The organism is Sphaerisporangium perillae (assembly GCF_023276435.1).
Classification (GTDB): Bacteria; Actinomycetota; Actinomycetes; order Streptosporangiales; family Streptosporangiaceae; genus Sphaerisporangium; species Sphaerisporangium perillae.
This window is the reverse complement of record NZ_JALLPO010000021.1, coordinates 86,193-110,162: the sequence shown is the minus strand read 5'-3', so window position 1 is coordinate 110,162 and position 23,970 is coordinate 86,193. Positions and strand designations below refer to the sequence as shown.

21 protein-coding genes are annotated in these 23,970 nt (G+C 70.2%); 15 read left to right on the top strand and 6 right to left on the bottom strand.

Annotated features, from left to right (window positions below):
• Nucleotides 1-6: 6 nt before the first annotated feature.
• Both MYF83_RS21535 and acs read right to left on the bottom strand, forming a co-directional pair.
• A complete protein-coding gene (locus MYF83_RS21535) occupies nt 7-573 on the bottom strand; it encodes a phage holin family protein (RefSeq protein WP_248962386.1) in 567 nt (188 codons plus the stop codon).
• Between the two features lie 458 nt (nt 574-1,031).
• Complete coding sequence (gene acs / locus MYF83_RS21530) at nt 1,032-3,008, bottom strand: acetate--CoA ligase (RefSeq protein WP_248962385.1); 1,977 nt, start codon at nt 3,006-3,008, stop codon at nt 1,032-1,034.
• Nucleotides 3,009-3,417: 409 nt separating this feature from the next.
• Here acs and MYF83_RS21525 point away from each other — a divergent pair, with 409 nt between their 5' ends.
• From MYF83_RS21525 to MYF83_RS21485, 9 genes are all read left to right on the top strand, one after another.
• Entirely contained in the window at nt 3,418-4,404 is a 987-nt protein-coding gene (locus tag MYF83_RS21525) for a Fic family protein (RefSeq protein ID WP_248962383.1), read from the top strand.
• Nucleotides 4,405-5,552: 1,148 nt separating this feature from the next.
• Complete coding sequence (gene ssd, locus MYF83_RS21520; RefSeq protein WP_248962380.1) at nt 5,553-6,593, top strand: septum site-determining protein Ssd; 1,041 nt, start codon at nt 5,553-5,555, stop codon at nt 6,591-6,593.
• Complete coding sequence (locus MYF83_RS21515; protein ID WP_248962378.1) at nt 6,590-7,753, top strand: TadA family conjugal transfer-associated ATPase; 1,164 nt, start codon at nt 6,590-6,592, stop codon at nt 7,751-7,753. The genes ssd and MYF83_RS21515 overlap by 4 nt, the downstream gene beginning before the upstream one ends.
• Nucleotides 7,754-8,026: 273 nt before the next feature.
• A complete protein-coding gene (locus tag MYF83_RS21510; protein WP_248962377.1) occupies nt 8,027-9,109 on the top strand; it encodes a type II secretion system F family protein in 1,083 nt (360 codons plus the stop codon).
• A gap of 25 nt (nt 9,110-9,134) precedes the next feature.
• Nucleotides 9,135-9,869 (top strand): type II secretion system F family protein, encoded by a 735-nt coding sequence (locus MYF83_RS21505; RefSeq protein ID WP_248962375.1) that lies wholly within the window; start codon nt 9,135-9,137, stop codon nt 9,867-9,869.
• 309 nt (nt 9,870-10,178) lie between these two features.
• The gene (locus MYF83_RS21500; RefSeq protein ID WP_248962370.1) at nt 10,179-10,373 is read left to right on the top strand and encodes a DUF4244 domain-containing protein; all 195 of its coding nucleotides are present in this window, start codon (nt 10,179-10,181) and stop codon (nt 10,371-10,373) included.
• A gap of 338 nt (nt 10,374-10,711) precedes the next feature.
• The gene (locus MYF83_RS21495; protein ID WP_248962364.1) at nt 10,712-11,092 is read left to right on the top strand and encodes a TadE family type IV pilus minor pilin; all 381 of its coding nucleotides are present in this window, start codon (nt 10,712-10,714) and stop codon (nt 11,090-11,092) included.
• Nucleotides 11,093-11,200: 108 nt separating this feature from the next.
• Complete coding sequence (locus tag MYF83_RS21490) at nt 11,201-11,620, top strand: Rv3654c family TadE-like protein (RefSeq protein ID WP_308201483.1); 420 nt, start codon at nt 11,201-11,203, stop codon at nt 11,618-11,620.
• 141 nt (nt 11,621-11,761) lie between these two features.
• Nucleotides 11,762-12,085 (top strand): GNAT family N-acetyltransferase, encoded by a 324-nt coding sequence (locus MYF83_RS21485; protein ID WP_248962362.1) that lies wholly within the window; start codon nt 11,762-11,764, stop codon nt 12,083-12,085.
• Nucleotides 12,086-12,148: 63 nt separating this feature from the next.
• Here MYF83_RS21485 and sftH read toward each other — a convergent pair whose 3' ends face one another.
• Nucleotides 12,149-14,470: a DEAD/DEAH box helicase gene (sftH, locus tag MYF83_RS21480; protein WP_372500207.1), complete on the bottom strand. Its 2,322-nt coding sequence runs from the start codon at nt 14,468-14,470 to the stop codon at nt 12,149-12,151.
• Between the two features lie 155 nt (nt 14,471-14,625).
• Between sftH and MYF83_RS21475 the strand changes: the two genes are divergently transcribed.
• The 4 genes from MYF83_RS21475 (at nt 14,626) to MYF83_RS21460 (ending at nt 19,311) form a co-directional block, all read left to right on the top strand.
• The gene (locus tag MYF83_RS21475) at nt 14,626-14,976 is read left to right on the top strand and encodes an STAS domain-containing protein (protein ID WP_114029683.1); all 351 of its coding nucleotides are present in this window, start codon (nt 14,626-14,628) and stop codon (nt 14,974-14,976) included.
• Between the two features lie 2 nt (nt 14,977-14,978).
• On the top strand, nt 14,979-15,449 hold the full coding sequence (locus MYF83_RS21470) for an ATP-binding protein (RefSeq protein WP_248962358.1): 471 nt from the start codon (nt 14,979-14,981) through the stop codon (nt 15,447-15,449).
• A 920-nt stretch (nt 15,450-16,369) separates the two neighbouring features.
• Nucleotides 16,370-18,706 carry a sodium-translocating pyrophosphatase gene (locus MYF83_RS21465; protein ID WP_248962357.1) on the top strand — a complete coding sequence of 779 codons (2,337 nt, stop codon included), beginning with the start codon at nt 16,370-16,372 and terminating at the stop codon, nt 18,704-18,706.
• Between the two features lie 122 nt (nt 18,707-18,828).
• On the top strand, nt 18,829-19,311 hold the full coding sequence (locus MYF83_RS21460) for a SixA phosphatase family protein (protein ID WP_248962356.1): 483 nt from the start codon (nt 18,829-18,831) through the stop codon (nt 19,309-19,311).
• Here the strand turns inward: MYF83_RS21460 and serB are convergent, their stop codons facing one another.
• Nucleotides 19,312-20,550, bottom strand: a complete 1,239-nt coding sequence (gene serB / locus MYF83_RS21455) for a phosphoserine phosphatase SerB (protein ID WP_248962355.1) — start codon at nt 20,548-20,550, stop codon at nt 19,312-19,314.
• Nucleotides 20,551-20,657: 107 nt separating this feature from the next.
• Here serB and MYF83_RS21450 point away from each other — a divergent pair, with 107 nt between their 5' ends.
• The gene (locus MYF83_RS21450) at nt 20,658-21,461 is read left to right on the top strand and encodes a GNAT family N-acetyltransferase (protein ID WP_248962354.1); all 804 of its coding nucleotides are present in this window, start codon (nt 20,658-20,660) and stop codon (nt 21,459-21,461) included.
• Nucleotides 21,458-22,333 carry a lysophospholipid acyltransferase family protein gene (locus tag MYF83_RS21445; RefSeq protein ID WP_248962353.1) on the top strand — a complete coding sequence of 292 codons (876 nt, stop codon included), beginning with the start codon at nt 21,458-21,460 and terminating at the stop codon, nt 22,331-22,333. The genes MYF83_RS21450 and MYF83_RS21445 overlap by 4 nt, the downstream gene beginning before the upstream one ends.
• 79 nt (nt 22,334-22,412) lie before the next feature.
• Here the strand turns inward: MYF83_RS21445 and MYF83_RS21440 are convergent, their stop codons facing one another.
• Both MYF83_RS21440 and MYF83_RS21435 read right to left on the bottom strand, forming a co-directional pair.
• Nucleotides 22,413-22,991, bottom strand: a complete 579-nt coding sequence (locus MYF83_RS21440) for a hypothetical protein (protein WP_248962352.1) — start codon at nt 22,989-22,991, stop codon at nt 22,413-22,415.
• 381 nt (nt 22,992-23,372) lie between these two features.
• On the bottom strand, nt 23,373-23,936 hold the full coding sequence (locus MYF83_RS21435) for a hypothetical protein (protein WP_248962351.1): 564 nt from the start codon (nt 23,934-23,936) through the stop codon (nt 23,373-23,375).
• Nucleotides 23,937-23,970: the final 34 nt, after the last annotated feature.

The window sequence follows — 23,970 nt, the reverse complement described above, 5'->3', positions numbered from 1 at the left end:
CGCGGCTCACGGGTGCGGGCTCGTATGCCCGGGGTCGGGATCGCCTGCCGCCGTCCCCGCCGCCGACCCGGTCGATGACCCGGCGGCCATGGGCACGCGATGGTGGCCGACCTGCCCCGCCGTCGGGCCGCGGTACGGCTCCGGCGCGGAAAGGGAGGAGGCGGCGGCGAGCGCGGCGGCCTCGTCCTTGTCGTGCCCGGCGACGTCCTTGAGGTTCTTCAGGCTCCGGGTGGTCCGCTTCATCCCGGCGAGTCCCTTCAGCCGGCGGTAGCCGACCAGAGCCAGCAGCAGTGCCATGACGAAGTAGAAGGCCGTCACGATCGTGAAGGCGAGCCACGGCATCATTCCGAGCTGGACCAGGCCGTAGGCGATCGCGAACGAGGCGAGGATCAGGCACAGATGGAGCATGAAGGCGGCGACGCCGAAGAGCCCGGCGGCCGTGCCGACCCGTTTCGCGTCGAACTTCAGCTCGGCCTTCGCCAGCTCGATCTCCGAGCGGACCAGGGTTGAGATGTGGTGGCTCGCCTGGGCGACGAGCGCGCCGAGCGATTCCTCCTCGGGCGGAGCGGCCATGTCTGCTCTCCTATCGGCTATTCCGGACTCGTTCTCGTGCGTGGTGATGTTCATCGTCTCGTCTCGCCGCTCGGGCCGCAGGCCCGGACCCGCGAAAGGAGCGAAACGGCGGCCGGCTCCTCCGACAGTCTGGCCAGGCCGGGCCGTACGGACAACCACGCGCCGCCGAATATGCCCAGGAACTTCCCGATCAGGAGGCGACTATCCCGCATACCGGGTCCGGCTTGCCTGCATGCCCGGGTCCGGGCTGTGTTCCCCCTCGGCTCACCGTCATCCTGCCCCGCCCGCCCCGATGGTGCGGCAAGGCCACGGGCGCGGATCCGTCGCCGGATCCGCGCCCGCAGTGACCGATCTTGGTGCCTGTCGCCCGTCGGACGTGCCCGCAGGGTGAGCCCGTCAGATGAGCTCGCCGTCGGGATCGTCCGATTCGCGGAGTGTCCCCGCGCTCGCCGCCCCGGTCAGTCTTCGCTCGCGGTCGCGGGAAGCTTCTCGGAGATCAGGTTCATCACGGAGCTGTCGGCCAGAGTCGTGACGTCGCCGATGCTGCGGTTCTCGGCGACGTCGCGGAGCAGACGGCGCATGATCTTCCCGGAGCGGGTCTTGGGCAGCTCGGGAACGACCAGGATCTGGCGCGGCTTGGCGATCGGGCCGAGCGCCTTGGCCACGTGGTCGCGCAGTTCCTTGGCGATGTCCGTACCCTCCTCGGCGCTGCCGCGGAGGATGGCGAACGCCACGATGGCCTGGCCGGTGATCGGGTCGGTCGCGCCCACGACCGCGGCCTCGGCGACCTTGGGGTGCGACACCAGTGCCGACTCCACCTCGGTGGTCGAGATGTTGTGGCCGGACACGAGCATGACGTCGTCGACGCGGCCGAGCAGCCACAGGTCGCCGTCCTCGTCGCGCTTGGCGCCGTCCCCGGGGAAGTACATGCCGTCGAAGCGCGACCAGTAGGTGTCGGCGTAGCGCTTGTCGTCCCCCCAGATGCCGCGGAGCATCGACGGCCACGGCTCGCGGACCACGAGGAAGCCGCCGCCGCCGTTCGGCACCGACCGGCCCTGGTCGTCCACGACGTCGGCGACGATGCCGGGCAGCGGCCGCATCGCGGCGCCGGGCTTGCCGGAGGTCACTCCCGGCAGCGGGCTGATCATGATGGCGCCGGTCTCGGTCTGCCACCACGTGTCCACGACCGGGCAGCGGTCCCCGCCGATGTGCTCGCGGTACCAGACGTACGCCTCGGGGTTGATCGGCTCGCCGACGGATCCGAGAACGCGCAGCGAGGACATGTCGTACTTGGCGGGGATGTCGTCGCCCCACTTCATGAACGTGCGGATCGCGGTGGGCGCGGTGTACAGGAGCGTCACGGCGTACTTCTGCACGATCTCCCAGAAGCGTCCCTTGTGCGGGGTGTCGGGCGTGCCCTCGTAGATCACACTCGTCGCCCCGTTGGCCAGCGGGCCGTACACGATGTAGGAGTGCCCGGTCACCCAGCCGATGTCGGCGGTGCACCAGTAGATGTCCGACTCCGGCTTGAGGTCGAAGACCGCGTCATGGGTCCAGGCGACCTGGGTGAGGTAGCCGCCGGTCGTGTGCAGGATGCCCTTCGGCCGGCCCGTCGTGCCGCTGGTGTACAGGATGTAGAGGGGATCCTCGGCGTCGTGCTGAGCGGGCTCGTGCTCCTCGCTCTGCCGGTCCACGATGTCGTGCCACCAGATGTCCTTGTCGGTCGACTGGACGTCCTGGCCGGTCCTGCGGACCACGAGCACGTGCTCGATGCCGGGGCACTCGGCGACGGCCTCGTCCACGGTCGGCTTGAGCGCGCTCGGCGCCCCCCTGCGGTAGCCGCCGTCGGCCGTGATGACCAGCTTGGCGTCGGCGTCCTGGATGCGCCCGCTCAGCGCGGTCGCGGAGAACCCGCCGAAGACCACCGAGTGGATCGCGCCAAGGCGGGCGCACGCCAGCATGGCGATCGGCAGCTCGGGGATCATCGGCATGTAGATCGCGACCCGGTCGCCCTTGCCCACGCCCAGCTCGGTCAGGGCGTTGGTGGCCTTGTTGACCTCGCGCTGCAGGTCGGCATAGGTGAGCGTGCGGCTGTCGCCCTCGGGCTCGCCCTCCCAGTAGTACGCCACCTTGTCACCGCGTCCGGCCTCGACGTGCCGGTCGACGCAGTTGTAGGCGACGTTCAGCGTGCCGCCGAGGAACCACTTGGCGAAGGGCGGATTCCACTCAAGAGTCGTCTCCCAGCGCCGCCCCCAGCTCAGCCGGTCGGCCGCCCGCTCCCAGAAGCCGAGGCGATCGTCCGCCGCCTCGTCGTAGGCGCCGGCCGTGATGTTCGCGGCCGCCGCGAGGTCTGCCGGTGGCGCGAAGCGCCGGCTCTCGTGCAGCAGGTTCGACAGAGTCTCCTGGGTCTCGCGACCAGGGGTTTCCGGGGCCACAACGTACTCCTTCACATGGCCTGGCTCGATTGGGCTGTGTCCCACTTCACCAGGGTGGGGGCGGCGGGGACAAGGGGGACGGACCGGCGGCCTCGCCTGCCGGTCACGTTCAACTTCGTTCACAACAGGCTTAACAGCAAGTCACAAAAGCTGCGCATTCGTTGCCGGAATGATATCTAACAATAAAAGTGGCACACACACATGAGGCCCATTCAGGAGCCCTCGTTGAACGGCGCCAACCGCGCGCCGAACGGCGCCCCCATTCGCCGGACGGCACAGAGCGGACTCGCCTTTGAAGTCGGCCTGAACCGGCGCCGCCGTGCCTTGCCCTCCGTTGAAGATCCCTTGACCTGCCGTTGACCTCGGCCGCCGTGTGCCCGCATCCTACTCGCGGGTAAGGTCGGGAGGCGTGAGCGACCCACTGGCTGTCATCGCCGGGCTTCCCGGTGTACCCGACGCCGTCCAGAACGCCCGAGCGGCGGTCGACCGGCTTTACGGACATCGCGTGCTGCGCCGCCGGGGGCCCGAGGTGTCCGCCGAGTCCGCGCTACGCGGCGCGCGCGCCTCCGCCGCGCTCGAGGGCGCCGACGTCACGCTGGAGTCGCTACGCGCCGGTGAGGCCCACTCGCCGATCGCCGACGGGGCGCTGCGCGCGTCCTCGGAGGTGGGGCGCCTCCGCCAGACCTGGCGCACGGCCCCGAGGCAGGTCCTCGCCCGCCTCCACGCGCTGGCCGCCGCCGGGCTCGTCCCCGAAGACCTTCTCGGCCGCCCCCGCACCACCCTCGACCTGCCGCCGCTCGGCGGCGACCAGGTCCCCGAGACTCCCGGGGACCACCCGCAGGCCGGCGGCGGCTTCCTGGGCCGCCCGCATGGCGATGGCGCCGGTCTCGCCGGTCTCGTCGGCCAAGATGCTTCAGGGCGTCCGGACGCCGAGGGCGCCGGCTCGGTGGCCGAGGGGCCCATGCGGAGTGGTGGCGCTCGACCGGAAGCCTCCGACATCCTCGGTCTGGGGCCGGCACCCGACGCGGAGGCGGCCGCCGCGCGCATCGCCTCCCTCGTGACCCTGATCACGACCCCGTCGAAGGCCCCCGCGCTGGTGCTCGCGGCGATCGTGCACGCGGAACTGGCCGCGGTCCGCCCCTTCGGGACCGTCGACGGCCTGGTCGCCAGGGCCGCGGAACGGCTGACACTCGTCGAGTTCGGGCTGGACCCCAAGTCCCTGGTCGCCGTGGAGGTGGGCCACAGCGACCTCGGCGACGCGTACGCCGAGAGCCTGCGCGGCTACCTCAAGGGCACCGCCGAGGGCGTCGCCGGCTGGCTACTGCACTGCTCGGCGGCCGTCGAGCTCGGCGTCCGCGAGGCCACCGCCATCTGCGAAGCACTCCAACGAGGCTGACCCGCCCGCCAGCCCCGTCCGTCCTCCCGTGGTCGCCGGCCCTGTCCCGTGGTTTCCCGCCGGGTGTGGTGCCGGCCCATCGGGCGCCGCGACGGTGGGAAGAGGTGCGGCGGGGTCGGCGCCTTCGTAAGTCGTGCGACCTGACCGAAGGGCGGACGTGGCCGCACCAGGACGAACCCTGTGATGTGGGGCACTGAGACTGGAGAGTCAGCCGGCAATCACCTATGCGCAGGAAACTTTCTGTACCCGGATAGGCCGATGAGCCAGATTCTATGGTGCGGGCCGATGGGGCCCCTGCTTCAGACGCAAGCGAACGGCGTCCCTGGTATGGGACGCCGTCGCCAGTACGCCACGCCGGGTTACCAAGCGTGCACCTCAAATCGTCAGAGCGGGTCAAGCCCGTCTCGACGCGCCTCCCGCGGCTGGTCGCGCGTGGGTGCCCGGCGGTCGTACTCCGGACACTAGGTCCGTGCAACCTTTCTACGTCCGATCCCGCCTGATGGGAACCCCTTGGAGCAAGACCTTTACCGACTTCTGGACGGGCGCGAGCGGGAATCCGCGTCCTCCCAGGCCGAGCGCCGGGCCCCGTCGCGGCCGGCCTTGCCGTCGATCCTGACAGCGGATGTGAATCCGTTCCGATCACCGACGGTGATCGGTGCCCATGGGGCGTTTTTCGCATACTTCCAGTAGCCGATCCGCTACGGCAGAAAAAAACTAGCGGAAAACAGAGATTGCTCCTCGACGGAACTTGAGTTCATCGGGCACCATACGTTGGTGTCCACATGACTGTGGCGATCGTGCATGGGTAACGTTTTGCCAGTCCCTTGCCAGGCCGTGGTCAACGATGAAAGCTTTCTTCTGAAACGGGCCCGGCTCTACCCCCCCGGAGCCGGACCGGTTGGCGACCCCCGCTCTCCCCCCCCGGCGGGGGTCGCCCTTTCTCACTCACTGCGTGCATGCCGCCTCGGTCGCCGTACGACGCGAAGGCCGCCGCCGGACGTGGGACCGCGACCCGCAGACGTTCCTGGACACCTCATCCACAGTCGTCGGCGTCGTGCCGCCGGGTTATCCACAGAACACCGTTCGGGACGACGAGGGTGGCGGCAGGTTGTGGAAGGTGGGTCTCCCAACGACAGGGAGGCCACCACGTGCACCGCCCATTGGTGATCACCGAGGACCAGGACCTGCTCGACGATCTTCTACGGGTCGCGGCCGCCGCCGGTGTCGAGATCGATGTCGCCCATGCCGCCACCCATGCCCGGCCTTACTGGCAGCGTGCCCCGCTCGTCGTCGTGGGCGCTGACGCGGCCGACGCGCTGGCCGCGACCGGTCCGCCGCCCCGGCAGGGGGTGCTCCTCGTGACGAGGGCTCCAGATGATCCGGCGGTGTGGCAAAGGTGCGTGGCCGTCGGCGCGCAAGCCGTCCTTGAGCTTCCAGCGGCCGAAAGGCGGCTGGTCGACGAGTTCGCCGAGGCCTCTGAGCCCGTCACCAGGGCTGGAGACACGGTCTGTGTCATCGGAGGCAGCGGCGGAGCGGGCGCCAGCGTGCTCGCGGCCTCCCTCGCGCTAACGGGGTCTCGCCAGGGCCTGCGCACGCTGCTCGTGGACGCCGACCCGCTCGGCGGCGGCATCGACGTCATCCTCGGCCAGGAGCATGCCGTCGGGGCGCGATGGCCCGACATCGTGGAACGAGAGGGCCGGGTGAGTTTCACGGCCCTCCAGGCCGCTCTGCCGACGATGGGCGAGCTCACGGTGCTGTCGTGGCATCGCGGAGAGTCGCCGCCCATCCCCGCCGAGGCGATGCGGGCCGTTCTGGAAGCGGCCCACAGAGGGTGCGATCTCATCGTCGTCGATCTCCCGCGGCACGTCGGTCCCGCCGCGGCCGAGGCGCTCTCACGGGCCGCCTCCACATTGCTGCTCGTGCCCGCGGATGTGAGGGGTGTGCTCTCGGCGTCCCAGATGTCGATCGAGATCGGCCGGCACACCTCGGCCCTCGGGGTGGTGGTCCGCACAGGGGTGCTGCTTCCCGAGGTCATCGCGGGCTCGCTGGGCATGCCGTGTGTCGGGATCGTCGAAGACCAGCGCGGCCTCGCCGACGCCCTGAACCGGGGGGACGCGCCGCCGCTGGGCGACCGCACCCCTCTCGGCCGCTTCTGTGCCGGCTTCCTGAGCACGCTGGAGGCCCGATGAGCCGTCCGGCGGTGTCGCCCGACCTGGTCGAAGCCGTCCGGGTCCGTCTCGCTCGTACGGGCGCGGAGCCCTCGGCCGCCCAGGTGGCCGCCGCGCTCCGCGCCGAGCGGGCGGTCCTCGGAGACGCCGAGGTTCTCGCTGTCGCCCGTGCCCTGCGCGCCGACCTGATCGGCGCCGGTCCGCTGGAGCCGTTGCTCGCGGAGCCCGACGTCACCGATGTGCTCGTCAACGGCGCCCGTGACGTCTGGGTAGACGCCGGGGACGGCCTGCGACGCACTTCGGTCGTCTTCCCCGGTGACGACGACGTCCGGCGGCTCGCCCAGCGGCTCGCCGCGGCCGCGGGCAGACGACTCGACGACGCCTGCCCCTATGTCGACGCCCGGTTGCCTGGGGGTGTGCGGCTGCACGCGATCCTGCCGCCGGTCGCCTCTGAGGGCACATGCCTGTCGTTGAGGCTCCCCCCGCGTCGATCCTTCACTCTGGAGGAACTCGTTCCCGGTCAGGGCGCCGCGGCGATCCGCGCGATGATCGTCTCGAGGCTCGCCTTCCTGGTGACGGGGGGCACAGGCACGGGAAAGACAACGCTGTTGTCGGCGATGCTGTCCCTGGCCAGTCCGCGTGAGCGGCTGCTCCTCGTGGAGGACTCCTCCGAGCTCCGTCCGATCCATCCGCACGTCGTGCGCTTGGAGACCAGGCCGTCCAACCTCGAAGGCGCCGGTGGAGTAGGGTTGCGCGATCTCGTCCGGCAGGCGCTCCGCATGCGCCCGGACCGGCTGGTCGTGGGAGAGGTGCGCGGAGCCGAGGTAGTCGATCTGCTCGCCGCCTTGAACACCGGCCACGACGGTGGGTGCGGCACCCTGCACGCGAACAACCCCGCCGACGTGCCCGCCCGGCTGGAGGCGCTGGCCTGCGCCGCGGGGATGACCAGAGAAGCCGTGCACAGCCAGATCGCGGCGGCGCTCGACGCGGTGATCCACGTGGTCCGCGACCCTGGGGGTGGGCGACGCCGCGTCGCGGAGATATGCCTCCTGGAACGCGAGCCGTCCGGCCTCGTCCGGGTGGTCCCAGCGCTGACCTTCCCCGCCCAGGGCGCCCCCCACCCCGGCCCCGCTCTCGCAACCCTCATCACCCGAGCCCCGAACACCCCCCGACCCCCGTAATGATCAAGACCCCACTGCTCCACACTGACCCAGCGCACCCGCACACCTTCGACATGCCGGCATGGGTTCAGCGCACCGCATGGGTCGGCGTGCCCGCACGGGGTCGGCGTGCCCCCATGGTTCGGCGTGCTCGCATGGGTCGGCGTGCCCGCACGGGGTCGGCGTGCCCCCATGGTTCGGCGTGCTCGCATGGGTCGGCGTGCCCGCACGGGGTCGGCGTGCTCGCATGGTTCGGCGTGCTCGCATGGGTCGGCGTGCCCGCACGGGGTCGGCGTGCTCGCATGGTTCGGCGTGCTCGCATGGGTCGGCGTGCTCGCATGGTTCGGCGTGCTCGCATGGTTCGGCGTGCTCGCATGGGTCGGCGTGCTCGCATGGGTCGGCGTGCTCGCATGGTTCGGCGTGCTCGCATGGTTCGGCGTGCTCGCATGGGTCGGCGTGCCCGCATGGGTCGGCGTGCTCGCATGGGTCGGCGTGCCCCCATGGTTCGGCGTGCTCGCACGGGTTCGGCGTGCTCGCATGGGTTCGTGCCTGCGTGGGTCAGCGTGCCGGCATGGGTTCAGCGTGCCCACATGGGTCGACGTGCCGCATGGGTCCAGCGTTCGCTTTGGATTCAACGTGCCCGAATGGAGGTGTGTGGTGCTGGTGGTCGCTGTGCTGCTGGCCGTTACGGCGGTGTCGGCATGGATGAGTCCGGATGTCGCGACCGTGCGGCTACGGGCTCTGATGCGGTCTTCGGATGAGGCGCGGTGGCGGTTCGTCAGCCGTCTCTCGCGCTTCGCCCGCCGCCCGAGCAGCACACGCCAGGCCGCCGCCTGGCGCAAGGCCTCGATCGAACTGTGCCAGGCCGTCGTCGCCGAGCTGGCGACGGGCCGCACACCCGGGGACGCCCTGGCCCGCGCGGTCGCCTGCCTCGACCTCCCGGATCCCGGGCGGCTCGGCCCGGTCGTGGCCATCGCCCGCGACGGCGGAGATGTGGCCACGGCCCTCGAACGAGCCGCCCCCACTCACGGAGGGGAGGGCTTGTTACGGCTCGCCGCCTGCTGGCGGGTCGGCCTCGCCGCAGGCGGAGGTCTGACCGCGCTGGTGGAGCGGGTCGGCTGCTCTCTGAGGGAGGCGGAGGCACATCGTTGCGAGGTGGCGGCCCAACTGGCCGGCCCACGATCAACGGCCCGGTTGCTCGCGGGTCTGCCCGTGCTCGGAATCCTCCTCGCGGCCGGTCTCGGTCTACGCCCCTTGGCGTTCTTGCTCGGCAGCCCAGCGGGGTTCGCCTGCCTCTGTGCCGGTGTGCTTCTGGATCTGGTGGGTGTGTGGTGGACGAATCGGCTGGTGTCACGCGCCCAACAGGTCGGCACCTGACACCCCGGGCCCTGTTGGAGATTCGATGAGCGTCCTGCTCGCCGCGGGCTTCGCGGCACTCTCGGCCTGGCTCTGGCTGACCCCATGGGATCCCGGCGAACGCCTGGCCCGGCTGCGTGCGCGCCGCCTGCCCCCCGCTCAAGAAGCTCGCCGCCGGTCGCCTGCGGTCCGTGAGGCTCTTCCGGCCATGTTGACCGCGCTCGGCGGCCTTGTGCTCATCGGTGGACTGCCAGGTGTGATCTGCGGTGCGGGCATCGGCGTCGTGGTGCTGGTGATCGGGCGTCGCCGCGAGCCCGGTGAGGTACGTCGAAGGCAGGCGCGGATCACAGCCGACCTTCCTTTCGCGGTGGACCTCATGGTGGCCTGCCTACGAGCGGGCCGGCCCGTCAGCGCCGCGGTGCGGGCCGCCGCAGAGGCCATTGGAGGCCCTCTTGGTGAGCGCTTGGCGTGGGTGAACGGACAGCTGCGGCTCGGCGCGCGGCCTGAGGTCGCCTGGTCGGCGCTGGCGGACGACCGGCCGCTCGCCGCCTTGGCGCGTGGCATGACCCGCGCCGCTCTCGGCGGGGCGCCCGTCGCCGACGTGTTGTCGAGGCTCGCCGATGACGCTCGCCAGGACGTCCGGGTCGCGTCATCGGCGGCGGCACGTCGGGTGGGGGTGCAGGCGGTGGCGCCCTTGGGGCTCTGCTTCCTTCCGGCCTTCGTACTCCTGGGGATCATTCCCGTGGTCGCGGGCCTGGCCGGCCAGGTCTTCGGTGGCTGACGGGTCGAGGCGGCCTGCCGATGGATCGAGCGTTGTCCACAGGTTGGGTCGAACATTGTCCACAGGCTCGCGGCCGGGGCTCGAAACCATCCACAGAACGCCGTTCGGCTCGAGATCGGGCACCTCCTCTCAGCCAAGCTGATCTCGCCTGTCAGGGCCGGTGCGGGTCACCCACACGGCCACGATGACGACTCAAGGGGAGGTCCGATGCGCAGGTGGATCCGTCGGTGGGGCGGCCGCGCGCTTGTAGCGGTGCTCAGAGCAAGGGAGACGGTTCTGGGCCGCCGGCTAGGCCAGTGGCAACTACGCATGCGGGCTTCTGCCCGCAGGTTCGCCGGCGTGGCGCGCACGCGGTCGGAGGCGGGCATGTCCACCGCCGAGTACGCGGTGGGCACGATCGCCGCCTGCGCCTTCGCGGGTCTCCTCTTCAAGATCGTGAGTAGCCCTGAGGTACGGAAGATGCTTTCCGATCTGATCAGCAGGGCCCTCAAACTCGCCGGGTGATCTGACGGCTGATCCACCGGCGAGGTGGTTTCCACTGACCTACGGGGCCGAGGCGGGTTCCATTGATCCACGGACCTGTGGGTTCCATCGATCCATGGCGTGATCCACGGGTCGGTGGGTTCCATCGATCTATGGGGTGATCCACGGGTCGGTGGGTTCCACCGATCTATGGGTGATCCACAGGCCTGTGGGTTCCATCGATCCATGGGGCCGAGGTGGAGTCCCACGGGGCGTGAGGTTCGGTGCTCGGCGGCGAGGCTCAGAGGTACGGCGCTTCGCCGCCGCGCGTCCGGCAGGCGGTTCCTGGCGGAGATTGTTCGGATGCGTGTGGTTGAGACATGTGGTTGAGAAATAGGCGCGATCAGGCGCGATCAGATTCAGGCTCGGTCACGGCTGAGACGGCCGTCGCGCTTCCGTCGCTGGCATTGGTGCTGGGAGCCGCGCTGTGGGCCATCTCGGTGGCGGCCGCTCAGCTGGAATGCGTCGACGCCGCCCGGGCGGGGGCCAGAGCGGCCGCCCGAGGGGAGAGCTTGGAGGCGGTTCGGCAGGCAGCCGGTCGTGCCGCCCCGCTCGGTGCGGCCGTCTCGGTCACCAGGGATTCCAAGTTGAGCAGGGTGACGATCTCCGCCTCGATCCGGCCGAGCTGGGCGATCGCGATACCACCGATCCCGGTGGGGGCTTCGGCCACGTCCGCCACTGAGCTGGGCGTGGACGGCTAACGCAAGCTCCGGCGCGTCCCGCCAAGGCGCCCGAAGAGCTGCTGCCGCATTCGGAGCCATGCCATCTCGGCTTCCCCTGTCAGGACCCGAAGGAGGGGGATCGAGATCGTGGGACAGGCGTCGTGGGGAGCCGATCGTGGGCAGGCGTGGTTTGGGGGGCCGGGAGCGTGGGGCGGGCGTGGTTTGGGGGAGCGGGAGCGTGGGGCGGGCACGGTTTGGGTTGTGGCCGTGATGGCGCTGATCTGGTTCATGGCGGTGGCTCTGTTGCTGATGGGTACGGCGCGCATAGCCCGCCATCGTGCCGAGGCGGCCGCCGATCTCAGCGCTCTGGCGGGGGCCACCCAGGCGCTCGCCGCCCCGGAAACGGCATGCCGGCGAGCCCGCGACCTTGCCGCGGCCAACCATGCCTCGATGACGAGATGCGTGGTTCGGGAAGGAGTGGTGGACGTGCGGGTCAAAGTCCGGCTGGTGCTTCCCTGGCTCGGCGAGCGCTCCACCTTCGCCGACTCCCGCGCCGGACCCAGATAGCCGAACGTCTCTCCCCCGGCACCTCACGTCCAGGCGTGCGATGTTCCTTCCCCATCCCCCCGGCCCAGGCGGAGGTGGTGAGGGGAAGTCGGTGTCTTCGGCTCAGACTCGCGGGTCACCGCCGAGAGTTACTTCCAGGTCATGCGGGCCTGGCCCTACCAGGCAGAGCTGGACTGGCTGGTCGAGGCATCAGACGGCTCGCCGGCGGCGTTCTGCCTCGCCTGGCTGGATGAGCGCAACCGCGCCGTCGCGCTCGAGCCGGTGGGCACCGATCCTGGCCATCGCCGTCTCGGCCTGGCGAGCGCCGCGACGCTCGCCGCCCTGCACGCCGCGCGACGGCGTGGCGCCGAATCGGCGTGCGTCTGCGCTCGCGGTGACGACGGCCATCCCTCGGCCCGTGCGACCTACCAGGCTCTGGGGTTCGAGCCTTTCGCCCGCAGCGTGTCGTTCCTCCGCGACCGCTGAGATCGGCCGTACGCAGCAGGGGCGGCGGAGTGGTGTTCGGTGGCTTCTGGGAATGCCGGTGGGTCAAGGGGTGGGGAGGAGGGTGGCCAGGAGGTGGAGGGCTCCTTGTTTGTCCAGGGGTTCGTTGCCGTTGCCGCACTTGGGGGACTGGATGCACGAGGGGCAGCCTCGCTCGCACTCGCAGGAGGCGATGGCCTCGCGTGTGGCCGTGAGCCAGTCGGAGGCGCGGGCGTAGCCGCGTTCAGCGAACCCGGCTCCTCCCTCGTGCCCGTCGTACACGAAGACCGTGAGAAGGCCCGTGTCGGGATGCAGCTCAGTGGAGACGCCGCCGATGTCCCAGCGATCACAGGTGGCGAACAGCGGGAGCAGTCCGATGGAGGCGTGCTCGGCCGCGTGGGCCGCACCCCCGAGGTCGAGGCCTTGGGCGACGAGGGGCGCCACGGCGGCGGCGGGCAGGGTCCACCACACGGCGCGTGTGCGGAGCGTGCGAGGCGGCAGGTCCAGGGGCTCCTCGCCGAGCACCTCGCCCGTCTGCACGCGGCGCTTCAGGAAGGACACGACCTGCCGGGTGACCTCCACGGTCCCGAAGTGCAGCTCACCTGGTCCGAAGGGGTGGGAGCGCAGGGACTCGAGCACGGAGATGTCGGTGACGTCCCTGGCGAACGTGGAGTAGTCGGGCTCCTCGGCGCGGACGAGGGCGACTCCGGCCTCCAGATCGAGCTCCTCCACGAGGTAGGTGTCGCCTTGGTGGATGTGGACGGCGCCGGTGTGGACGGCGGTGTGCGCGGACGGTTCGTCGACGGTGCCGAGCAGCCTTCCGGTGGAGGACTCCACGACCTCGATGGGAGGCCCGCCGGAGCCTCTGATGTCGGCCAGGTTCGCGGCGCGCTCGCGGCGCGTCCAGAACCATCCCTGGGGACGGCGCCGGAGCATGCCCCGCTGGACGAGGTCGTCCAGCACCTCCTCGGAGGAAGGGCCGAAGATCGGCAGGTCGGCTTCGGTCAGCGGGATCTCGGCCGCGGCCGCGCACAGGTGGGGGCCGAGGACGTAGGGATTGTCCGGATCGAGCACGATGGCCTCCACCGGCTGCCCGAAGAGGGCCTGCGGATGGTGGACGAGGTAGGTGTCCAGGGGGTCATCGCGCGCGATCAGCACGGCGAGGGCGTCCTGGCCGTCTCGTCCGGCTCGCCCGGCCTGTTGCCACAGGGAGGCGCGGGTGCCGGGCCATCCCGCGATGAGCACGGAGTCCAGCCCGGACACGTCGATCCCGAGCTCCAGGGCGTTGGTCGTCGCCAGGCCGGTGATCTCGCCCGACCGCAGCGCCTTCTCCAGGGCGCGCCTGTCCTCGGCCAGGTAGCCGGCCCGGTAGGCGGCGACCCGGGCCGGAAGCTCGGGTGAGACCTCCTCCAGGTGGTTCCGGGCGATCAGCGAGATCGTCTCGGCGGCGCGTCGGGACCTGACGAAGACCAGGGTCCGGACGTCGTCGACGACCAGATCGGTCAGCAGGTCGGCGGCTTCGGCCGTCACGGTGCGCCGGACGGGCGCGCCGCCCTCGCCCCGCAGATCCGTCAGAGGCGGCTCCCACAGCGCGAACGTCGTAGAACCCCGGGGAGAGGCGTCCGTGGTCACCTCGGCCATCTCAAGGCCCGTCAGGCGCATCGCTGCGGTGGCGGGGTCGCTGACGGTGGCGGAGACCAGCATGAATACGGGATGAGAGCCGTACTTGGCGCATATCCGGCGAAGGCGCCGCAAGATCTGGGCCACGTGAGAGCCGAAGACCCCCCGGTACCCGTGGCACTCGTCCACGACCACCACCTTCAGCCGCCGCCAGAAGGACGACCACGACGCGTGGTGGGGCAGCATCGACCGGTGGAGCATGTCGGGGTTGGTCAGCACGTAGTTGGCGTGCCTGCGGACCCACTGGCGCTCCTCGGCGGGAGTGTCGCCGTCGTAGGTCGCGGGGCGCACCTGGGCGATCTTGAGGTCCCGCACCGAGCGCAACTGGTCGGCGGCGAGCGCCTTGGTCGGCGTGAGGTAGAGCACCGAGCCCCCGGACAGGATCTCGGAGACGGCCGGCACCAGGTAGGCCAAAGATTTTCCCGAGGCGGTGCCTGTGGCAATGATCACGTTTTGGCCACGATGTACCAGCTCAGCGGCCGTCGCCTGGTGCTCCCAGAGGCCTTCTACGCCCTGATTTCGCAGACGGCTGACAAGGAGCTCGTCGATCCAGGGGGGCCAGGCCGCCTTACCCGCCTGACGTGCGGGAACGTACTCTACGTGGGTGACACGCTCACGTCGCGCGGGCGCGCCGAGCAGGCGAGCGAGGATCGGGCCCGCCCGCCGTGAGGGTGATGTAGTCGGAGTCACTGGTTTCCAGTTTGGCATCTTGGGGGAGAGTCGCCCGGAGTCGTGATTTCGTATAGACACGAAGGCGGGGCGTGGTTGAATGCCGCGCGTCAGGGTATTGCGCGCTGGGACTTGGGGTCCCAGCATGTCAGACCCCTCGTCGTGGACTCGGCAGGCAAGGCGCTGGAGGATCTGTGGATCTGAAGTTGGACCACCACACTGAAGACCGACTCACCATCGTGGAAGTCGAGGGTGAGATCGATGTCTATACCGCGCCGAGGCTGCGTGAGCTGCTGATCGACCTGGTCAACAAGGGCAACTTCCACCTTCTCGTCAACATGGAGAAGGTGGACTTCCTGGATTCCACAGGACTCGGTGTCCTGGTCGGCGGGCTCAAGCGCGTTCGCGCGCACGACGGCTCCCTGGAGCTCGTGTGCACGCAGGAACGCATCCTGAAGATCTTCCGGATCACCGGCCTTACCAAGGTCTTCGGGATTTACGCCTCGGTCGAAGAGGCCAAGGAAGCTCACGGCCGAGACAAGTAGTCATGGCCACCGTCGAGCTTACGTTCACTGCACTTCCGGCTCACGTGCGTACGGCGCGGCTGGTCGCCACGGCCATCGCCCGCCGCACCGGGGTCGCGGAGGCGCTGCTGGACGAAGTACGGCTCGCTGTGGGTGAGGCCTGCTCGCGGGCAGTGGAGGCGCATCGCGTCCACTGCCCCGGCGAGCCGATCCGCATCGAGCTGTGCGACGACTCAGGGCGCTTCGAGGTCACTGTGACCGACTCGGCACCCAGCGACGACCTCGAACAGGCATACAAGGACGAGGACGAGTTGCCGGCCGCCGTCAACGGCACCGCGTTGGCCAGCTTGCTTCCCGCCGACACGCTGATGTCCGGGTTCGGCATCGCCGTCATCGCCGCACTGGCCGATGACGTCGAGGTGTATCCGAGTGCCAAGGGGTTGCGGATCAGGATGAGCTGGCCCGCCGCCACCACCGGTCTGGCCCCCGCCTGAGTCGTCCGTCCGAAGGGCTGCGCGCGGCGGGCACCGGTCACTGACATTCCCGGTCGCTCGCCGTAACGCGGTATCCGCGTACCCGCACTGCGGTCTCCGCGTACCCATGCCGCCGTAGCGCGGCCTCAGCGTTCCCGCACTGCGGTCTCCGCGTACCCGTGCCGCCGTAGCGCGGCCTCAGCGTTCCCGCACTGCGGTCTCCGCGTACCCGTGCCGCCGTAGCGCGGCCTCAGCGTTCCCGCACTGCGGTCTCCGCGTACCCGTGCCGCCGTAGCGCGGCCTCAGCGTTCCCGTACCGCGGTCCCCGCGTCCCTGCGTCGCCGTGTCCCGATGTCGTGCCGCGGTCCCGCGTCCGCTCGCCGTACCGTCGTATCGACGTGTCCGTAATTGCCGTACCGCTTGTCGCCGTCGCGACGCCGTGCGGCTTTTGTCGTTGTGCCGCAGGAACGCGCGGCCGTCATGCCGGCGCGGGGGAATGGACCGCGAAGGGGTGCTCCCGCGGCGAAGGCGGATAGGCCAGGGCGCGGGTTCCGGCCGGGACCGGCAGGTGCCAGAGGGTAGGTTCCGGCAGGCCCCCCGGGGTTTCGGACATAATAATTCGGCAAGGAATGCCCGTCCGTAATACGGACGTCCATCCGTCTGACCTCCGGAAAACCCTGTTGTTGCAGGGCAAAGCCACCCGGCTTACTGGACTCGTCCCTAATTGGCTGGCGGAAGAGGCTTCATATCTGGCCTGTGCCTGCGTAGACTCCCGGCACCGGCCAAGGTTTTGTCCCCGCAGATCGACGTCGCCCTGCGGGAAGGTCTGCGGACGCTACCGGAAGCGGCACTGCCAATCCAGCTCGGATGCGCGCCGCCCCCCGACTGACTTTCGCAGCGCGGTCTGGGCATGGACCTACCCGTCTGGCCGAGGAGGACGGATGTCTAGGCTCTATCTAGCCGCTGACGACGCCGCAGCGGTATCCCTTAGTGGTTCCCATCTCACCATCGTGATCGTGGTGGCCGCGGTGGCGTTGCTCGCGCTCGCCGTCGCAGGTGGACTCGTAAGAGAAGTGCTCGCCGCCGGTCAAGGAACCGAGCGGATGCAGAACATCGCGCGAGCCGTACAGGAAGGCGCTGCCGCGTATCTGACGCGGCAGTTCAGAACGCTCGCCCTCTTTGTCGTGCTCATCCCCTTCCTGCTGTTCCTGCTTCCCGCCGCGTCGACCGGTGTGGCCATCGGCCGCTCGGTCTTCTTCGTGGTGGGTGCGGCATTCTCCGCATTGACCGGATTCATGGGCATGTGGCTGGCCGTGCGGGGCAATGTCCGCGTGGCCGCCGCCGCCCGCGAGTCGGGTGAGAAGCCCGCGATGCGCATCGCATTCCGTACAGGCGGCGTGGCGGGCATGTTCACCGTCGGGCTCGGCCTGCTGGGCGCCGCGATCGTGGTGTTCATCTACAAGGGCGACGCTCCGAGCGTCCTTGAAGGCTTCGGCTTCGGTGCCGCGCTCCTCGCGATGTTCATGCGAGTCGGCGGCGGCATCTTCACCAAGGCGGCCGACGTGGGCGCCGACCTGGTCGGCAAGGTCGAGCAGGGCATCCCCGAGGACGACCCGCGCAACGCCGCCACCATCGCCGACAACGTGGGCGACAACGTCGGCGACTGCGCCGGCATGGCGGCCGACCTGTTCGAGTCGTACGCGGTCATGCTGGTCGCGAGCCTCATCCTGGGCAAGGTCGCCTTCGGCACCGAGGGCCTGGTCTTCCCGCTGATCGTTCCCATGATCGGTGTGCTCACCGCGATCATCGGCATCTTCACCACCGCGCCCCGCGCCGGCGACCGCAACGGCATGGCGGCGATCAACCGCGGGTTCTTCATCTCGGCCGCGATCTCGGCCGTCCTGGTCGCGGTGGCGGCGTTCCTCTACCTGCCCAGCTCCTTCTCCCAGCTCACCGGCGTCAGCGGCGAGATCGCCGGGCTCGGGTCCGACCCGCGGCTGATCGCCATCGGCGCGGTGCTCATCGGCCTGGTCCTGGCCAGCGCGATCCAGGTGCTCACCGGCTACTTCACCGAGACCAACCGGCGCCCGGTCAAGGACATCGTCGAGAGCTCGCTGACCGGTCCCGCCACCGTCATCCTGTCCGGTATCGCCGTCGGCCTGGAGTCGGCGGTGTACTCTGCGCTGCTCATCGGCGGTGCGGTGTACGGGGCGTTCCTGCTGGGCTTCGGCAACGTCACCGTGGCGCTGTTCGCGGTGGCCCTGGCCGGCACCGGCCTCCTCACGACGGTCGGCGTGATCGTGTCCATGGACACCTTCGGCCCGGTCTCCGACAACGCCCAGGGCATCGCGGAGATGTCCGGCGACGTCGAGGGCGAGGGAGCTCGCATCCTGACCTCCCTGGACGCCGTGGGCAACACCACCAAGGCGATCACCAAGGGCATCGCGATCGCGACGGCCGTGCTCGCGGCCACCGCGCTGTTCGGCGCGTTCCGCACGGCGGTCGAAAGCGAGCTGGTCAAGGCGAGCGCCGGGGTGAAGGACGTGCTCGGCTCGTTCAGTTCGTTCAGCCTGAGCGTCGACGCACCGAACGTGCTCGTCGGCCTGATCATCGGCGCCGCGGTCGTGTTCCTGTTCTCCGGGCTCGCGATCAGTGCGGTGGGCCGTGCGGCGGGCCGGGTGGTGTTCGAGGTGCGCGAGCAGTTCCGCACCAAGCCCGGCATCATGGCGGGCACCGAGCTGCCCGACTACGGCCGCGTCGTCGACATCTGCACCCGCGACTCGCTGCGGGAGCTGGCCACGCCGGGTCTGCTCGCCGTCATGACGCCGATCGCGGTCGGCTTCGCCCTCGGGTACGCGCCCCTCGGCGCCTACCTCGCGGGCGCGATCGCGTGCGGCACGCTGATGGCGGTGTTCCTGGCCAACTCCGGTGGCGCCTGGGACAACGCCAAGAAGCTCGTCGAGGACGGCCACCACGGTGGCAAGGGTTCGCCCGCCCACGAGGCGACCATCATCGGTGACACGGTCGGTGACCCGTTCAAGGACACCGCCGGTCCCGCGATCAACCCGCTGATCAAGGTCATGAACCTCGTGGCCCTGCTCATCGCTCCGGCCGTCGTGACCTACGCCGACAACGCCGCTCTGCGCGTCGGCGTCACGGTGGTCGCGGTCGCGATCGTCGTCGGCGCGATCATCGTCTCCAAGCGGCGCTCGACGAGCATCGCTCCGGCGGGCGGCGAGACGGCCGAGAAGGTCGAGACCGAGAAGGTGTCGAGCTGAGCCACCGGCTGAGCCGGTAACGGCAGAACGGCGGCAGAGGTCACAGGAGCCTTTGCCAAGAATGTACGGCTACCGCCCTCGTGGGGCGGTAGCCGTACGCGCGTAATGGGATAGTTGGCGGAGTGAACACGCTCATCGTCCTGAGACATGCCAAGGCGGCGCACGTGCCCGGGCTGGCCGACAGGGAACGCCCTCTCACCGATCGCGGGGAGCGGGACGCCGAGCGGGCCGGAGAGACGCTCAAACGGCTCGGGCTGTCCCCGGAGCTGGTGCTCTGCTCGCCCTCCGCCAGGACCAGGCGGACCGCCGAACTCGCCCTCGCCGGCCTCTCCTCGGAGGCGCCCATCCACTTCGAGAGCGAGATCTACGAGGCGTATCCGGATGAGCTGCTCGAACTCGTCGGCCGGACCGATGGCGAGGTGTCGACGCTGCTGCTGGTGGGGCACAACCCCGGCGTGCACGAGCTGGTCTTGAACCTCACGCTGTCGCACGACGACGACGGCTTCCCGCCGGGCGCGTTCGCGGTGCTCGAGACGGGCCCGTGGGCCGAGCTGGGCCCTGGTGACGGGCGCATCGTCAGCCGCTGGACCCCCAAGCACGGCTGATCACTGCGGCGGCGGGCCGAGGGGGCGTGGCGCCAGGCCGTCCTCAGCGTCCGCGGCCTCCACCTCGTAGCGCGAGATGCCGAGCAGGTAGAGGATCGCGTCCAGATAGGGAACGTTCACGGCCGCGTCGGCCGCCTGCCGCAGGACGGGCTTGGCGTTGAAGGCGATGCCGAGACCCGCGGCCGTGATCATGTCGAGGTCGTTGGCGCCGTCGCCGATGGCCACGGTCTGGCTGATCGGGATGCCGGCCTGCTGGGCGAACCGCTCCAGGGCGCGTGCCTTGCCGGGACGGTCGACGATCTCGCCGAGCACGCGGCCGGTCAGCTTGCCGTCCACCACCTCGAGGGTGTTGGCGGCGGAGTAGTCGATGCCCAGCTCGGAGACCAGCGAGTCGGTGATCTGGGTGAAGCCGCCGCTGACGATGGCGAAGCGGTAGTCGAGCCGCTTGAGGGTGCGCACGAGGGTGCGGGCTCCCGGGGTGAGGACGACCTCCTCGCGGACCCGCTCGAACACCTCCTCCGGGAGCCCTTCGAGCAGGGCGACGCGTTCGCGCAGGGAGGCGGCGAAGTCGAGCTCGCCGCGCATGGCCGCCGTGGTGATCTTCTCGACCTCGTCCACGCAGCCGGCGTGGGCGGCCAGCAGCTCGATCACCTCACCCTGGATGAGGGTGGAGTCGACGTCCATGACGATCAGCCGCTTGGCCCGGCGGTGCAGGCCGGAGCGCTGCACCGCGACGTCGACCTGCTGGAGCACGGCCTCGGCGGTCAGCGCGGTGCGCAGAGCGTCCGGGTCGGCCCCGGAGATGGCGAGCTCGATGCAGGTGATGGGCAGGTGCGCGAGCCGTTCCATGCGGTCGATGTTGGCCCCCGCCGCGGCGATGCGGCCGGCGATGCCGGCCAGGGCGGCCGGCTGGAGGGGGTTGCCGAGCACGGTGACGTGGAGGCGCCCCCGGCGGCGCTTCTCCTTCAGGTCGGTGCCGGTGGTCAGCTCGACCTCCATGCCGAGGTCGTCCGCGACGCGCTCCACGGCGGCCCACATGGCGCCGAGAGTGCCGCCGGTGCCGGTCGGCGGGCCGCCCGCGTAGGCGACGAGGACGCCGAGGATGAGGCGGCCGCGGATGACGACCTGTTCGACATCGGCGACGGTCACGGGAAAGGAGGCCAGCACCGTGAACAACCGGGACGTCACCCCAGGTCGGTCGGGGCCGGTGAGCGTGATCAAAAGCGTGCGCTGCTTCATCGCGCACAACGCTACCGACCGCTCAGAGTGCGCGTGCAAGCGGTTCACCATACGGACGGCGGATGGCCATCTCCCCATGTCTTCATGGGGGTGCCAGATGAGGAGGCATGCCCATGACCCAGGCCATCGCCGATCAGGTCCCTGATGGGAGCGTCGAGAATCCCCTCGCCCGCCCCCGTCCCGGTGCCGAGCAAGGCGTCCTGACCGACGCCCGCGGCCGTTACACCGTGGAACTCGCCAGGACGGCCGCCGACATGCGGGCGGCCCAGCGGCTCCGCTATGAGGTGTTCGCCGAGGAGATGGGCGCCCGCCTGGACTCCCCGATCTCCGGACTGGACGTGGACCGGCTGGACGCCTACTGCGACCACCTGCTGGTGCGCTCCGGCGACACGGTGGTCGGCACGTACCGAATGCTCGCGCCGGGGCGGGCCGACCGGCTCTACTCCGACGGCGAGTTCGACATGTCCGCGCTGGCCGGCGTCCGCGGCGGCATGGTCGAGGTGGGGCGCACGTGCGTCCACCCCGACCACCGTGGCGGCGCGGTGATCGGGCTCATGTGGGCGGGCATCGCGCGGTACATGGTCGCAGGCGGGTACACCTGGCTCGGCGGGTGCTGCTCGATCCCCCTGGACGACGGAGGGATGGCGGCCGCGGGCGTTCTGGACGGGATCGGGCTCGGCCCCGAGCGGTACCGCGTCACGCCGCACACCCCCTGGACCGGCGAGGGCGTGGAGCGTCCCGACAGGTTCGTGATCCCGTCTCTGCTCCGCGGCTACCTGCGGCTGGGGGCGTGGATCTGCGGGCCGCCCGCCCACGATCCGCTGTTCGGCACGGCGGACTTCTTCGTCCTGCTCTCGCTGGCGAACGTCGACACCCGCTACCTCCGGCACTTTCTCGGGGTGACGCAATGAGCGGCTGGCTGCCCGTCGCGCCGTGTACGACCCGCGCGTGCGTCTCCGGTCCCTCCGAGTCCGCCGGGCTACCGCGGCGCGTCTCGCGCCTGCTGGGGGCCGTCGCGGTGGTGCTGGCGGGTCTGCCGTGGGCCCTGGTCGCGCGCAGGCTCGGCGGAGCGCATGGGACCGTCCTGGCGACGGTGTGGTCTCGCGCCTTCCTGCGGGCCCTCGGTGTACGCGTGGAGGTCCGGCAGGGGTTCACCGTGCTGGGCGGCTCGGCGGTGTCGCCGGCGGCGCCGCAGGAGCCGGGCGGCGCGGGCGTGCTGCTGGTCGCCAACCACGTGTCGTGGCTGGATCCGCTCGTGGTGGCGGCGGCGATGCCGTGCCGGGCTCTGGCGAAGAGCGAGATCGCCAGGTGGCCGGTGATCCGCTCCCTGGTGGTGGGATCCGGCGCGATCTTCATCGACAGGGAGCGGCTCTCGACGCTGCCCGGGACCGTGCGCGCGGTCGCGGACGCGCTGCGCGCCGGTCATTCGGTCGTGGCGTTCCCGGAGGGCACCACCTGGTGCGGCCGGGGCGGCGGGCCGTTCCGCCCCGCGGTGTTCCAGGCGGCGATCGACGCGCGTGCCGCGGTCAGGCCGATCGCGCTGCGGTTCCGTGACCGGAACGGGCGTCTCGCGACCGGCCCGTCGTTCGTCGGCGACGACACTCTGCTCGCCTCCCTGGCCAGGGTGGTCTCGGCCAGGGGGCTCGTCGTCGAGGTGACGGTGTTCCCCGTCCTCGCCCACCCGCGGGCGGGCGAGGTGACCCGGCGCGCGCTCGCGGACATCGCGCGGGCCACGGTGTCGGGGGAGCGTCCGCGGCGCAACCACGTCCCCGCCGCCGCGTGAGGCCGACCTGATCCGGTAGCCGATCTGATCTGACGACCGATCTGATCGACCGGCGGTCACGATCGATCAGAGGATCCGATCAGCCGGCGATCTTGGTCTTGACCTTCTTGGTGTAGTACCAGCTGTTGATCCCCAGCCTCTTCAGCTCGTCCCTGCTGAGGTCCTCAGAGCCGGTCGGCCAGTCCCAGCTGTTCACGCCCAGCTTGGCGGTGACGCTGCCCTTGACGCTCTTCTTGAGCTTGACCTGGATGGTGAGCCAGCTGTCCTCGCCCTTCTCCAGGACGTAGGGCGGCCAGCACCAGAAGCCGTCGGGGAAGAAGTCGCACTTGACGCCCTTCGGGCCGTCGTAATAGACGGTGCCGCTCACGCCCTTGGGCAGGACGCCGCCGAGGTAGAAGTCGTCGGCCGTCCACGGACCCTTGTTGAGCCCCTTGATGTGGTAGGTGATCGTCCCGCCACGCTTGATCTTCTTGGTGCCGGTCACGGTGACCGAGAAGGAGGAGTACGGGTCGTCGGTGGTCTTGACGCTGGTCACCGAGTTGGTGACCGCGCCGGAGGCCGGGGCCGCGGCGGACGCCGGAGTGGCGGCGAACAGCAGAGCGGCCGCGAGGGGGGCGGTCACGACGGTGGTCGCGATCTTGCCATAGGGGTGGCGCATGCACGTCTCCGAAGGGGATCGGGGAAAGGAGAGAACGCGCGGTTCCGAATGGGGACACGCGGTTCGCGGGTGGAGCACCCGGACTTTCCCTGTCCGGGAACAGGGAGGCCAAGTCCACAGGTGAACCGCAGCGTTTCTATCATGATCCACTACTTCGCACCCGCTTATATCCCTCTTATCGCGACATTGTTACTAAAAGTGTGTTTGTGGCAAGAGGGGGCGGATATCCGATGCGCGAATGTCCCCGGAAACGACGAAGCGGCCACCGCTCGCGCGATGACCGCTCCCGGCCGGCCGGCCCGCCGCCGCACCCCGAGCCGCCCCGAGGCTCGGGACGGGAGGCGGGGCCCATCCGGCGAAGGTGAGTGCTCACTCACCTCATCAGCGGACGATCCTGGTCTTGAACGTCTTCCACAGCACTTCGTTCTGCAGGTCGAGCCGCTCCAGCTCGTCCTCGTTCGTGATGTCGACGCCGGGCGGGACGTCGATCGAGTAGCTGCCGATCCGCGCGGAGGCGGTGCCATGGGTGCTCCGCTTCAGCCACACCCGGATCTTCAGAGTGGTCGAGCGGCCCGGGTTCAGCGTGTCGAAGATGCAGAACAGGTCGCGGCCCGAGACCTCGCAGAGCGTCGAGGACGCCTTGCCGACCACGCGGATCTTGCTGGCGCCCTTGGGGAGCCGGGCGAAGATGCCGGCGAGGTCGGTCGCGAACTCGCCCTTGTTGGTGCTCTTCAGCGAGTACGTGATCGTGCCGCCGCGGCGCACGAGCCGGTTCCACCGGATGGAGGTGGACAGCGGCGACTGCGGGGCGGCGGCGACGTGGGTGACGCTCGCGGGCGCGGCCGTGGCGGCCGTGGCGTCCGCCGTCGCGGGAACGGCGAGAGAGGCGCCCGCCAGGGACCCGGCCAGGGTGAGGGCGGCAAGTGCGGAGAGGTGCCGGCGCATGGGTGAACTCCCGTGGAAGTGACTCGAATGACGG